Source organism: Thalassospira sp. MCCC 1A02491, assembly GCF_001613785.1.
In the GTDB taxonomy this organism is placed as follows: domain Bacteria; phylum Pseudomonadota; class Alphaproteobacteria; order Rhodospirillales; family Thalassospiraceae; genus Thalassospira; species Thalassospira povalilytica.
Genome location: NZ_LPVX01000029.1, coordinates 111,536 through 123,912 on the forward strand (window position 1 = coordinate 111,536; position 12,377 = coordinate 123,912).

13 protein-coding genes are annotated in these 12,377 nt (G+C 54.2%); all 13 read left to right on the forward strand.

Going from position 1 to position 12,377, the window contains the following annotated elements:
* Positions 1–85 precede the first annotated feature (85 nt).
* Positions 86–2,230 carry a bifunctional (p)ppGpp synthetase/guanosine-3',5'-bis(diphosphate) 3'-pyrophosphohydrolase gene (locus AUQ42_RS10205; protein WP_068518982.1) on the forward strand — a complete coding sequence of 715 codons (2,145 nt, stop codon included), beginning with the start codon at positions 86–88 and terminating at the stop codon, positions 2,228–2,230.
* Positions 2,231–2,390: 160 nt separating this feature from the next.
* A complete protein-coding gene (locus AUQ42_RS10210; protein ID WP_231856734.1) occupies positions 2,391–3,071 on the forward strand; it encodes a DUF2062 domain-containing protein in 681 nt (226 codons plus the stop codon).
* On the forward strand, positions 3,068–3,820 hold the full coding sequence (locus AUQ42_RS10215; RefSeq protein ID WP_068518984.1) for a pyridoxine 5'-phosphate synthase: 753 nt from the start codon (positions 3,068–3,070) through the stop codon (positions 3,818–3,820). The genes AUQ42_RS10210 and AUQ42_RS10215 overlap by 4 nt, the downstream gene beginning before the upstream one ends.
* On the forward strand, positions 3,817–4,212 hold the full coding sequence (acpS, locus tag AUQ42_RS10220) for a holo-ACP synthase (RefSeq protein WP_068518985.1): 396 nt from the start codon (positions 3,817–3,819) through the stop codon (positions 4,210–4,212). The genes AUQ42_RS10215 and acpS overlap by 4 nt, the downstream gene beginning before the upstream one ends.
* Before the next feature lie 27 nt (positions 4,213–4,239).
* Positions 4,240–4,986, forward strand: a complete 747-nt coding sequence (lepB, locus tag AUQ42_RS10225; RefSeq protein ID WP_068518986.1) for a signal peptidase I — start codon at positions 4,240–4,242, stop codon at positions 4,984–4,986.
* Entirely contained in the window at positions 4,986–5,669 is a 684-nt protein-coding gene (gene rnc / locus AUQ42_RS10230) for a ribonuclease III (RefSeq protein ID WP_068518987.1), read from the forward strand. Before lepB ends, rnc begins: the two co-directional genes overlap by 1 nt.
* The gene (gene era, locus AUQ42_RS10235) at positions 5,662–6,600 is read left to right on the forward strand and encodes a GTPase Era (protein WP_068518988.1); all 939 of its coding nucleotides are present in this window, start codon (positions 5,662–5,664) and stop codon (positions 6,598–6,600) included. The genes rnc and era overlap by 8 nt, the downstream gene beginning before the upstream one ends.
* Positions 6,601–6,643: 43 nt before the next feature.
* Positions 6,644–6,874: a hypothetical protein gene (locus AUQ42_RS10240; RefSeq protein ID WP_068518989.1), complete on the forward strand. Its 231-nt coding sequence runs from the start codon at positions 6,644–6,646 to the stop codon at positions 6,872–6,874.
* Complete coding sequence (locus AUQ42_RS15800; protein ID WP_156480870.1) at positions 6,874–7,041, forward strand: hypothetical protein; 168 nt, start codon at positions 6,874–6,876, stop codon at positions 7,039–7,041. Before AUQ42_RS10240 ends, AUQ42_RS15800 begins: the two co-directional genes overlap by 1 nt.
* 9 nt (positions 7,042–7,050) lie before the next feature.
* On the forward strand, positions 7,051–7,806 hold the full coding sequence (gene recO / locus AUQ42_RS10245) for a DNA repair protein RecO (protein ID WP_068518990.1): 756 nt from the start codon (positions 7,051–7,053) through the stop codon (positions 7,804–7,806).
* A gap of 131 nt (positions 7,807–7,937) precedes the next feature.
* On the forward strand, positions 7,938–10,181 hold the full coding sequence (parC, locus tag AUQ42_RS10250; protein WP_068518991.1) for a DNA topoisomerase IV subunit A: 2,244 nt from the start codon (positions 7,938–7,940) through the stop codon (positions 10,179–10,181).
* 243 nt (positions 10,182–10,424) lie between these two features.
* A complete protein-coding gene (locus AUQ42_RS10255; RefSeq protein WP_068518992.1) occupies positions 10,425–10,970 on the forward strand; it encodes a TRAP transporter small permease subunit in 546 nt (181 codons plus the stop codon).
* Positions 10,970–12,343, forward strand: coding sequence for a TRAP transporter large permease subunit (locus AUQ42_RS10260; protein ID WP_068518993.1), 1,374 nt, complete (start codon positions 10,970–10,972; stop codon positions 12,341–12,343). Before AUQ42_RS10255 ends, AUQ42_RS10260 begins: the two co-directional genes overlap by 1 nt.
* The last annotated feature ends 34 nt before the right edge of the window (positions 12,344–12,377 follow it).

The window sequence follows — 12,377 nt, forward strand, 5'->3', positions numbered from 1 at the left end:
CGTGGCTTTTTTTTGTCTAAATCGTACTATCTTATGTAAGGGCTCGGTCATGAGCCCTGCTTGGACTATACGGAGATGCCCCTGAATGATGCGCCAATACGAACTTGTTGAACGGGTGAAAGCCTATGATCCGGATGCGTGTGAAACAACGCTGAACCGGGCATATGTTTATGCAACCCAAAAACACGGTTCGCAGAAGCGTGCGTCCGGCGACCCGTATTTTTCCCACCCGATCGAAGTCGCGGGCATTCTGACCAATTACAAGCTCGACTGTGACACGATCATTACAGCATTGCTGCACGACACCATCGAAGATACCGATGCCACCCCGGAAGAAATCACCAAGCTTTTCGGGACCAACATCATGAAGCTGGTCGATGGTGTGACCAAGCTGACCCAGATCGAGCTGAAATCCGCAGATTCCAAACAGGCAGAGAACTTCCGCAAGTTGCTGCTTGCGATGTCGGAAGATATCCGTGTTCTTCTTGTGAAGCTGGCGGACCGTCTGCATAACATGCGGACCCTGCATTATATCTCGAAGCCGGAAAAACGCGTGCGTATTGCGGCTGAAACGCTTGAGATTTATGCACCGCTTGCCGAACGTATCGGTATGCATGACATCAAGGAAGAGCTCGAAGATCTTGCCTTCCAGCATATCAATCCCGAGGCCCGTGATTCTATTCTGGCGCGTTTGGAATTCCTGCGCGAAAAGGATGACAATGTTGTCAGCCGCATTGTCTCCGAGCTTAAGGAAGTCATTTCGCGGCAGGGATTGAAGGTCGATATCTACGGGCGTGAAAAACGTCCATATTCGATCTGGCAAAAAATGCAGCGCAAGAACATCACGTTTGGCGAGCTGTCAGACATCATGGCATTCCGTGTTCTGGTTGATGACATGCCCGAATGTTACGAAGTTCTTGGCTATATGCATGCCAATTACAAGGTGGTGCCGGGCCGGTTCAAAGATTACATCTCGACCCCAAAGCCCAACGGGTATCGTTCGATCCACACCACGGTTCTCGGCCCCGAAAACCATCGGATCGAGGTGCAAATTCGTACCCGCCAGATGCACGAGGTCAACGAAAACGGTGTGGCAGCACACTGGGCCTATAAGCAGGAAGCCCCGACAGGACAGCAAAAAGAAGGTGTTCAGTATCGCTGGCTGCGCGACCTTCTGGATATACTTGAACATGCGTCGGAACCCGAAGAATTCCTTGAACATACCAAGCTTGCGATGTTCCAGGATCAGGTCTTCTGTTTCAGTCCGAAGGGCGATGTGATCGCCCTGCCGGCACGTGCAACCCCGGTTGATTTCGCCTATATGATCCATACCCATATCGGGGACACCTGTGTGGGGGCCAAGGTCAATGGCGCGATGGTGCCGTTGCGCACTGTGCTGAATAACGGTGACCAGGTCGAAATCGTCACATCAAAGGCGCAAACGCCGAATCCAACCTGGGAACGGTTTGTTGTTACCGGGAAAGCACGGGCGCGCATTCGCCGTTTCATCCGTCAGCAGCAGGAAGACCAGTACAAGGATCTTGGCAAGGCGATCCTGCAAAAGGCATTCCGCCAGGAAGGCTATGATTATTCCGACAAGGCGATTGAAGGCGTTCTCAAGATCTTCAAACAGCCATCTGTCGATGCGCTTCTGACGCTGGTTGGTGCGGGCCACCATACCGGGCGCGAAGTTGTTCATGCTGTCTTCCCGGGCTCCAAGGACAAGGAAACCGCACGCAAGGTTGTCCCGCTTGAAAAGGTCCGGGCGCGCAAACATGACCACGCCATTCCGATCAAGGGCCTTATTCCCGGGATGGCGGTGCATTATGCCGGCTGTTGCCATCCTTTGCCCGGTGACCGCATTGTCGGAATTGTTACAACCGGAAAAGGTGTGACAATCCATACGATTGATTGCGATACGCTTGAAACATTTACCGAGCAGCCGGAACGCTGGCTTGATGTTGGTTGGGACAATGACGGTGAACCCGAACATTTCATCGGACGTCTGGGCTTGACGGTCGGACACGAGCAGGGGGCGCTCAGCTCGATTACCAGTGTGATTGCCAAGAACCATGGCAACATTACCAATCTTCGCTTTACCAATCGCACGACGGACTTCTTCGAAATGCTGATTGATATCGACGTTGTCGATGTCAAACACCTGACCAATATCATCGCAGCCCTGCGGGCGACACCGGTGGTAAATGCTGTTGAGCGCGCGCGCGGATAATGGCGGGCTGTGAACCCAATCATCTTTTAGGTGAGAAACGCGTAAAAACCTTGCCAAGCGCGCAGTCAGCACTTACCCATATGCCTCGACTTTTTATTGCGTTACCTGATTTGTTCCAGAACTGACCCGCATGTTTCGGCGCCGCATTAAACCATCATCTTTGCAACGAGTACGTAACGTAGTCTGGCCGCGTGGCGGGTGGCGTCGTTCTTCACAGTATTTTGCACATCGTGTCGCACGTTTGCCCGGAACGCCTTATAGCATTGCGTCGGGCTTTGCGATTGGTGCGGCTGTGTCCTTTACGCCGTTTATCGGGTTCCATTTTGTTGTTTCGGCACTGATCAGCCTGTTGACGCGCAGCAATGTGGTTGCATCCCTTCTGGGGACTGTTGTCGGGAACCCCTGGACATTTCCGTTTATCTGGTTGTGGCTGTATACCTGCGGCAACTGGATGCTCGGTGTTGATGAATCGAGTGTCGCTGTTCATTTCGACATGGCCGTTCTGTGGGATTTTGTGGTTCTGGGACTTAGCTATGTCGGGGGCGGGCTGATCTTCGGGCATTGGGATCCTGCGGATCACCAGACGCTTGGCCAGCTTTGGAGCAGCATCGTTGATATCATCTGGCCGATGCTGGTGGGATGTGTGCCGACCTCAATCGTGGTCTGGGCGCTGTTCTATTTCCCGGTGCGTCGGGCGGTTGTCATTTACCGTCACAACCGGATCTTGCGCCGGATGAAAAAATCGGAGCGGCACGGGATTGGTCCCATGCTTGAAAGTGCCAAGGAAAAAATTGGCAGTGCTGCAAAGAGTGCCACCAAAAAGCAGGATGAAACCCCATGAGTTCGAAACTTCGGCTCGGCGTTAATATCGATCATGTTGCGACCATTCGAAATGCGCGTGGTGGCAATAGTCCTGATCCCGTGCGGGCCGCCGCCTTTGCAAAGGCTGCTGGTGCCGATGGCATTACCGCGCATCTGCGCGAAGATCGCCGCCATATCCGTGACGAGGATATGAAGCGACTGCGCACTGAAATTGACCTGCCCCTTAATTTCGAGATGGCAGCAACTGACGAAATGCTGGCGATTGCGCTCGCGACCAAGCCGCATGCTGTGTGTCTGGTGCCGGAAAAGCGTGAAGAACGGACCACAGAAGGCGGTCTGGATGTTGTCGGCGGTCACAATCACCTTAAACGGTTTGTGTCGGAACTGGGCGATGCGGGTATCCGTGTGTCGCTGTTTATCGAAGCGTCCAAAGATCAGCTTGATGCTGCCAAAAGTCTTGGCGCGCCGGTTGTCGAAATCCATACCGGCGCCTATTGCGATGCTGAAAATGGCGCAGACCGTGCCCATGAACTTGAACGTATCCGCAATGCCGTGACATACGGGGCAGGGATCGGGCTTGAAATTCATGCCGGGCATGGGCTTAACTTCGAAACGGTCGAACCGATTGCTGCAATGGCTGAAATTGCCGAACTGAATATCGGGCATTTCCTGATTGGCGAAGCGGTGTTTGTCGGGCTTGAAGCGGCGATTGCCGAAATGCGTCGTTTGATGGATGCCGCACGCGGTCAGACGAGTAATGTGAAATGATCATTGGGATCGGCACGGATTTGTGTGATATCCGTCGAATTGAAACCGCGCTGGAACGCCATGGGGAGCGTTTCATGAAGCGTGTTTTCACCGACGTTGAAATTGCCCGCGCAATTCGAAAGCCGCATCGGACCGCATCATCGTTTGCGATGGCGTTTGCTGCAAAGGAAGCCTGTTCAAAGGCACTTGGTACAGGGTTTCGCCGGGGTGTTTATCACAACACGATGGGTGTGGTACATCAACCAAGCGGCAAGCCGGACATGGTTCTTGTTGATGGGGCGTTGGCGCGATTGAACGAATTAACCCCGGACGGGAAAACTGCTTCGGTGTATGTGACCTTGACGGACGAATATCCCCTGGCGAATGCCGTTGTGGTAATTTCGGCCGACTGACAGATAAATTGATTGGTTAAAAACGGAATGGAAAAGCTTGTGCAGAAAAAGAAAACGGGTGGCCTTTTTGACACCTTGAAGACCGTTTTCTGGGCCATTGTCATTGCACTTTTGGTTCGGACATTTGCCTTCGAACCGTTCAATATTCCGTCTGGTTCTATGATCCCGACCCTGCTGGTGGGGGACTATCTGTTTGTGTCGAAATTCTCCTACGGGTATTCGAAACACAGCATGCCCTTCAGCCTGCCGGTCATTCCGGGCCGTGTATTTGAAACCGAACCGGAACGTGGTGATGTGGTGGTTTTCAAACTGCCGTCCGACACCACCCAGGACTATATCAAACGCGTGATCGGCTTGCCCGGTGATACCGTTCAGGTCACTGACGGGCGCCTTTATATCAACAACAAGCTTGTTGAACGCGAACGGATCGAAGATTACATCCTGACCGATGGTACGGGCCGTTCCGCAGCGGTTCCGCAATATCTTGAAACGCTTCCGAATGGCAAGGTGCATCGTATTCTGGAACTGTTTGGTGATCAGGGTCCAAGTGACAATACCGAAGCCTTTACCGTGCCCGAAGGCCATTACTTCATGATGGGTGACAACCGCGATAATTCGGCAGACAGCCGTGCCTTCCCGTCGCGCTTCCGTTTTGTGCCGATCGAAAATCTGGTCGGCCGTGCTGAATTCCTGTTCTATTCCAAGGACAGCTCGCAGCCGGTCTATGATCTGGGCAGCATCCGGTTTGATCGCCTGTTCCAGGGGGTCAACTGATGAGCGACGGCATACCGGTGATCACCGAGATTGATCACGGTTTTTCCAATCCTGACCTGCTGCGTGTGGCGCTGACCCATCGCAGTGCGGCAAAGGGCAAGGATGCGCTAAGCGGTGGGAACGAGCGCCTTGAATTCCTGGGCGACCGGGTTTTGGGGCTTGTTGTGGCCGAAATGCTTTACACCCGGTTCGGGCGTGAGCGCGAAGGTGCGATGGCCAAGCGTTTCGTTGCGCTGGTGCGTCGTGAAACTCTTGCGCGTGTGGCCAACCAGATCAATCTGGGTGACCATATCCAGATGGCAAAGGGTGAACGCGCTGCCGGGGCGGACGCCAATCCGGCAATTTTATCTGATTGCATGGAAGCCGTGATTGCCGCACTCTATCTTGATGGTGGACTTGAACCGGCGCGCCGCTTTATTGAAAAGCTCTGGACGCCGCTGCTTGATGAAGACAACAAGCCGCCGCAAGATGCGAAAACGCAATTGCAGGAATGGCTTCAGGGGCGGGGCAAGCCGCTTCCGAAATATGAAATGGTCGGACGTGAAGGTCCGGCGCATGCACCGATCTTTACGATCGAACTGACCACCAGTGATGGCGATCGTGTCAGTGCAGAAGGAAAATCGAAACGTGAGGCGGAACAACTCGCCGCCCGCATGATGTTGGACAAACTAAGCGATGAATGAGGTTCCCACACCGGTGGCCGAAGACAGATTACCTTATCAGCAGCGTTGCGGCTTTGTTGCGCTTGTTGGCGCGCCAAATGCTGGCAAGTCGACGCTTCTGAACCAGCTTGTCGGCACCAAAGTGTCGATCGTCTCGCCCAAGGTCCAGACGACGCGTACGCGTGTGCGCGGCATCGTCATGACCGAGGATGCGCAGATTGTTTTCATTGATACCCCGGGTATTTTCGCACCCAAACGCCGTCTTGACCGCGCGATGGTCAAGGCCGCCTGGAATGGTGCGGATGATGCGGATCTGGTGGTTCTTGTCATTGATGCCGGTACCGGCATTACCGACGAGGACCTTGCCATCATCAATCAGCTCAAGGATCAGAACCGCAAGGCTATTCTGGCCCTGAACAAGGTCGACAAGATCGCAGATAAGGAAAAGCTCCTGCGTCTGTCGCAGGATCTGTTTGCCCACGATGTCTTTACCGATGTCTTTATGATTTCGGCCAAAAAAGGTGCCGGCACCCAGGATCTTGTGAACTTCCTGGCTGCAAAAATGCCAGACGGTCCCTGGATGTTCCCCGAAGACGACGTTTCGGACATGCCGTTGCGTCTTCTGGCAGCCGAAATCACCCGCGAAAAGCTTTATTATCAGCTTCAGCAGGAACTGCCGTATTCCGCAACGGTCGAAACCGAGTTGTGGGAAGAACGCAAGGACGGATCGGTCAAGCTTGAACAGACGATCTTTGTCGAGCGCGAAGGCCAGAAGGCCATCATTCTTGGCAAGGGCGGAAAACGGATCAAGGCGCTTGGCAGCGAAGCCCGCAAGGAGCTCGAAGCCATTTTCGAACGCCGGGTGCATCTGTTCCTGTTCGTCAAGGTTCGTGAGAACTGGGGTGATGATCCCAACCGCTTTGCCATGTGGGGCCTTGATCCCAACGCATAACCGTGCGCGTTGCGCAGACAGATTATCAATTGCCGGGTAGATAATGGAAATCGGATCATTCTGGGGTGTCGTGATGATTGTTGTTGGCGCTGCTGCCGCAATGATTGTTGCCCGTGTGGCCAGACGACCGTTCCGTAACCGCCGCGATTATAACGCTGTGCAACGCGAAAAATCCTTTTTGCATCGCCCGCTTAATCTGATTGCGCTTCTGGTTGCGCTTGGCATCTTTGTGCTTGGCCTGTTCTGGAAAATGACGGGCGGAGGACCAAACTGATGACGCCAAATTCAATCGATCCGATCGATCAGGCCATAGACGAGGTCGAAAACCGTTCATGGCTGCGTAAAGTGGTGTTCGGTATTGCGATCTTTGCGCTTTTCTCCTGTCTGTTGGGCATGTTCTTTCTGGTGACCCGTCTGATCGTGCCCAGCGGTTATTTCTAAGAGACCGCGATGGATTGGCGTGATGATGGCATCGTTCTTTCGACACGCAAACTGGGCGAAAGTTCGGTCCGGTTATCCGTCCTGACACGGGATTATGGTCGCCATGCCGGTATGGTCCGTGGCGCCATGAGCAAATCAATGCGCGGCACCCTGGAGCCGGGCAATGAAATCAGGGTAGGGTGGTCGGCCCGCCTTGCCGAACATCTCGGGCAGTTTCGCTGTGAACTGACCGGCGCACATGCCGCGGATCTGTTGTTGCAGCCCGGTCCGCTGATGGCGATGAGTTCTGCCTGTGCGATGCTGGATGCAACATTGCCCGAACGCGAAGCCCATCCCGATCTTTATCATGGCACGGTGGCCCTGATGGCTGCCCTTAAGCTTGACCAGTGGTTGCCGGCCTATATCCGCTGGGAAGTGGGGCTTTTGGAAGAACTTGGCTATGGCCTTGATCTTCAACGATGTGCAGCGACCGATCTTGCCAGTGATCTTGCCTATGTTTCCCCGAAAAGCGGCCGTGCTGTTAGCGAGGCCGCCGGGCAGGCCTATCGCGATCGTCTTTTGCCGTTGCCGGCGTTTCTTGCCCTTGGGCGGGCATCGGGACCACGAGCGGATGCCGATATGCTGGAACAGTTGCGTGACGGCTTGAAGTTGACCGGTTTTTTCATTCACCGCGATATTTTTGAAGCCAAGGGCATAAAACCGGTGGCCGCGCGCGACCGGCTGGTTAGCCATGTCTGGCGGCTGTCAGGGGATGATGAAAAATAAATTGGTCAATTTGGTTCGCATCTGTTGACCAAGCCTATGCCCGGCGTAGTATGTTGCCAATATCGCAAGACATTCGGGGTTAGAATGCCCTTGCACCTGTCCATTCTGCCAAGCAACAAGAAAAATCGTTCATGAGCACCAAGACTTCCGAACCGGCCGGCGCCGGTCAAATCAGGGAAACCCGACTTGCTGATGCGCTAAGCGAACGGTATCTCGCATATGCGATGTCGACAATCATGTCGCGTTCCCTGCCTGATGTACGTGACGGCCTTAAGCCCGTGCATCGTCGTCTTCTTTATGCCATGCGTCAGCTCAAGCTGAACCCTGAACAGGGGTTCAAGAAATGTGCACGTGTGGTTGGTGACGTGATTGGTAAATATCACCCGCATGGTGACCAGTCGGTCTATGACGCACTTGTCCGTCTGGCCCAGGATTTTGCGGTACGCTATCCGCTGGTCGATGGTCAGGGCAACTTCGGCAACATTGACGGCGATAACGCCGCGGCAATGCGTTACACCGAAGCCCGCATGACCGCCGTTGCCGCCGCCCTGATGGACGGTCTGGACGAGGATGCGGTCGATTTCCGCCCGACCTATGACGGGGAGGAGCAGGAACCCGTTGTCATGCCGGCAGCGTTCCCGAACCTTCTGGCAAACGGGGCCGCGGGTATTGCGGTTGGTATGGCGACCAATATTCCGCCGCACAATGTCGGTGAAATCTGTGCCGGCCTGATCAAGCTGATCGACAAGCCCGAAACATCGATTGCCGAACTGGTGCGTTGTGTGCCGGGGCCGGACTTCCCGACAGGCGGGGTTCTGGTCGAGCCGCATGAAAATATTCTCGAAGCCTATGCCACCGGGCGCGGATCGTTCCGACTGCGCGCGAAATGGGAAGTCGAAAAACTCAGCCACGGTCTGTATCAGATCGTCGTGACCGAGGTTCCCTATCAGGTGCAGAAGGCCAAGCTGGTTGAACGTATCGCCGATTTGATGGTGGCCAAAAAGCTGCCATTGCTTAATGACGTGCGCGATGAGTCAACCGATGTCATCCGTCTGGTTCTTGAACCGCGTACCCGTGCGGTCGAACCGGAACATCTGATGGAAATGCTGTTCAAGAATACCGAACTGGAAATCCGGTTTGGCTTGAACATGAACGTTCTGGATGCCGACAATACGCCGCGTGTGATGAACCTGCGCGAAGTGTTGCGTGCGTTCCTTGCCCATCGTCAGGATGTGCTGATCCGTCGTTCAAACCATCGTCTGGCAAAGATCAATCATCGTCTTGAAGTTTTGGAAGGCTATCTTGTTGCCTATCTGAACCTGGACGAAGTGATCCGCATCATCCGGTTCGAGGATGAACCGAAAAATGCGCTGATGGCGGCCTTCAACCTGACGGAAGTTCAGGCTGATGCGATCCTGAATATGCGTTTGCGGTCGTTGCGCAAGCTCGAAGAGATGGAAATCAAGAACGAGCATGCCAAACTGACCGAAGAAAAGCAGGGTCTTGAAGCACTTCTTGCCAGCGAAACGCTGCGCTGGGAGAAAATCCGCGATGAAATCGAAGTCATGCGCGAGAATTTCGGCAAGAAAACCGCGCTTGGCAAACGTCGCACGGAAATTGGCGATGCCCCGGAAGAAATCGAAGTGCCGCTTGAAGCACTGATCGAACGTGAACCGATCACGGTGATCTGTTCGAAAATGGGCTGGATCCGCGCCCTCAAAGGGCACACTGCCGATATCAGTGATCTGAAATTCAAGGATGGCGACGAACATCGCTTTGCCATCAAGGCCTTTACGACAGACAAGCTTCTGATCCTGTCGACGGCGGGGCGTTGCTACACCATGTCTTGCGACAAGCTTCCGGGCGGTCGTGGTCATGGCGAACCGATCCGTCTTTCCATCGATCTGCCCCAGGAACATGACATTGTTTCGATGGTGGTTCACAAGGAAGGCCGCAATCTTCTGGTGGCAAGTTCTGCTGGACGCGGCTTCCAGGTCGCGGAAAAAGACGTTGTTGCCCAGACCAAGAATGGCAAGCAGGTCCTGAACCTTGGAACCGGGGAAGTTGCCAAAATCTTCATCCCGGTTGAAAAGGACCATGTCGCGGTTCTTGGCGATAACCGCAAATTGCTGATCTATCCGGTTGATGAAGTGCCGGAAATGACCCGTGGCCGCGGCGTCATCTTGCAGAAATACCGTCAGGGCGGTCTTTCAGACCTGATCCTGTTTAATCTGGAAGATGGCCTGAGCTGGGCAATGGGCGGCAGCGAAGGGCGGACCCGAACCGTCACCGAACTTGCCGAATGGACCGGCAAACGCGCTGGTGCCGGGCGACTGCCGCCAAATGGTTTCCCGCGTTCGAACAAGTTCGAATGACGAAAACAGACCTGAATTAATGCTTCAAAAGCCGGATGGAATATCGCCATCCGGCTTTTTTCATGCCTGAAACCGGCCCGCGAAGATGCAAACAACATCATATGCTGAGAATTTGGCGAGAAATGGCGGAATTGCGTGCCAAAAGATATGGCGTTTTGGGTGGTTAAAATGTAACTTCGCAACCTGATTAACAGGAAGCCCGCAATATTCCTGTGTGATTCAATAAGGGCTTGGGAGTGAAAAGTGAGATTTCTGGGAAATTTCGTCCACGCGATAGACGGTCTGAATGACTGGATCGGTCGCGGGATAGCCTGGCTGGTAATCCCGATGGTCGTTATCACGTTTCTGGTTGCGACATTGCGTTACGGCTTTGCGGTTGGCTGGGTATCGATGCAGGAAAGCTATATGTGGCTTTACGGCATCATGTTCATGGTAGGGGCGGGATACACGCTTTTGCACGGTGGCCATGTTCGGGTGGACGTTTTCTATCGTCCGGCTTCGGCACGATACAAGGCATGGGTTGATCTTTTCGGATCCCTGTTCCTGATGACCCCGGTTCTGGTCATGATCCTGATGTACAGCTATCCGTATGTTGCGACGAGCTGGCACCGTCTTGAAGGATCTCACGAGACAGGTGGTCTTCCGGGTCTGTTCCTGTATAAATCGGTGATTTTGGTGTTTTGTGTGCTGATGCTGCTTCAGGGGCTTTCGCTTGCTGCGCGCAGTATTCTGGTACTTGCCGGTCACAAAGAATTTGAAATCAAAGAAGAAGAACACGAGGGCGTTTGATGACGGGTGAAATTCTTAGCCTGGTGATGTTCGCCGTGGCCTGCGGCGTGCTTCTTCTTGGTTTTCCGGTTGCTTTCTCGCTTGCGGGCACCGGTCTTGCTTTTGCCCTAATCGGCAATGCAATGGGTACATTCGACATGCCGCTTCTGGGGTCGTTGCCGTCGCGCTATTTCGGTGTGATGACCAACGAACTTTATGTGGCAATTCCGCTGTTCGTGTTCATGGGGGTTATGCTTGAACGCGCGCGGATCGCCGAAAAGCTTCTGACCACCATGGGTATGCTGTTTGGCACCATGCGCGGCGGTCTTGGCATTTCGGTGGTGATTGTCGGCATGTTGCTGGCAGCATCGACCGGTATTGTCGGGGCGACCGTTGTGACGATGGGCCTGCTCAGCCTGCCTGCGATGCAGAAGGCCGGTTATGATCCAAAACTGTCGACCGGTGTGATCTGTGCGTCCGGTACGCTTGGGCAGATCATTCCGCCGTCAATCGTTCTGGTTCTTCTGGGTGATATCCTTCAGGGCGCTTATGCCGAAGCACAGCGTGCGATTGGCAACTGGGCACCGGAACCGATTTCGGTGATGGACCTGTTTGCAGGTGCCTTCATTCCGGGATTGTTGCTGGTCGCACTTTATATCACCTGGATCATTATCAAGTCGTTGATTGATCCCAAGGCAGCCCCGGCACTGGTCGAAGGCAAACGTCCGGAAGGCCTGTGGGGGGAAGTTCTTCGTGCCTTGCTGCCTCCGGGGCTTCTGATTGTTGCTGTTCTTGGCTCGATCCTGACCGGTATTGCAACGCCGACTGAGTCCGCAGCATTCGGCTCGATCGGTGCGATTGTCCTTGCGGCATTCTACAAGCGCCTCGATATGGCGGTTCTGCGCCATGTTGTGCGCCAGACCGTTCAGGTCAGCGCGATGGTGTTTGTCATTCTGCTTGGCGCCTCGGTCTTCTCGCTGGTGTTCCGCGGTCTTGGCGGGGATCATCTGGTTGAAGAATTGCTGCATAACCTTCCGGGTGGCGTTTTCAGTGCCATGCTGGTGGTCATGCTGCTGATGTTCTTCATGGGCTTCTTCCTCGACTTTATCGAGATCGTGTTTGTCGTGATCCCGATTGTCGGCCCGATCCTGCTTAAGATGGATATCGACCCGGTCTGGCTGGGCGTGATGATCGCCATCAACCTTCAGACCAGCTTCCTGACACCGCCATTCGGCTTTGCGCTGTTCTATCTGCGCGGTGTGGCACCGGCAGCGATCAAGACACTTGATATCTATCGCGGTATCATTCCGTTCGTGATGATCCAGATGCTGGGCCTTTGCCTTGTCGCGGCATTCCCGTGGCTCGCAACCTGGCTGCCAAGTGTTCTGTTCTGATCAGACAACAGATGACCATTTCAAAGAAAGGCAC

Excerpts from the sequence above, each read along its gene's own strand:
- AUQ42_RS10205 (WP_068518982.1), top strand. The coding sequence starts at position 86 with ATGATGCGCCAATACGAACTTGTTGAACGGGTGAAAGCCTATGATCCG.
- AUQ42_RS10215 (WP_068518984.1), top strand. The coding sequence starts at position 3,068 with ATGAGTTCGAAACTTCGGCTCGGCGTTAATATCGATCATGTTGCGACC.
- acpS (WP_068518985.1), top strand. The coding sequence starts at position 3,817 with ATGATCATTGGGATCGGCACGGATTTGTGTGATATCCGTCGAATTGAA.
- lepB (WP_068518986.1), top strand. The coding sequence starts at position 4,240 with ATGGAAAAGCTTGTGCAGAAAAAGAAAACGGGTGGCCTTTTTGACACC.
- rnc (WP_068518987.1), top strand. The coding sequence starts at position 4,986 with ATGAGCGACGGCATACCGGTGATCACCGAGATTGATCACGGTTTTTCC.
- era (WP_068518988.1), top strand. The coding sequence starts at position 5,662 with ATGAATGAGGTTCCCACACCGGTGGCCGAAGACAGATTACCTTATCAG.
- AUQ42_RS10240 (WP_068518989.1), top strand. The coding sequence starts at position 6,644 with ATGGAAATCGGATCATTCTGGGGTGTCGTGATGATTGTTGTTGGCGCT.
- AUQ42_RS15800 (WP_156480870.1), top strand. The coding sequence starts at position 6,874 with ATGACGCCAAATTCAATCGATCCGATCGATCAGGCCATAGACGAGGTC.
- recO (WP_068518990.1), top strand. The coding sequence starts at position 7,051 with ATGGATTGGCGTGATGATGGCATCGTTCTTTCGACACGCAAACTGGGC.
- parC (WP_068518991.1), top strand. The coding sequence starts at position 7,938 with ATGAGCACCAAGACTTCCGAACCGGCCGGCGCCGGTCAAATCAGGGAA.
- AUQ42_RS10260 (WP_068518993.1), top strand. The coding sequence starts at position 10,970 with ATGACGGGTGAAATTCTTAGCCTGGTGATGTTCGCCGTGGCCTGCGGC.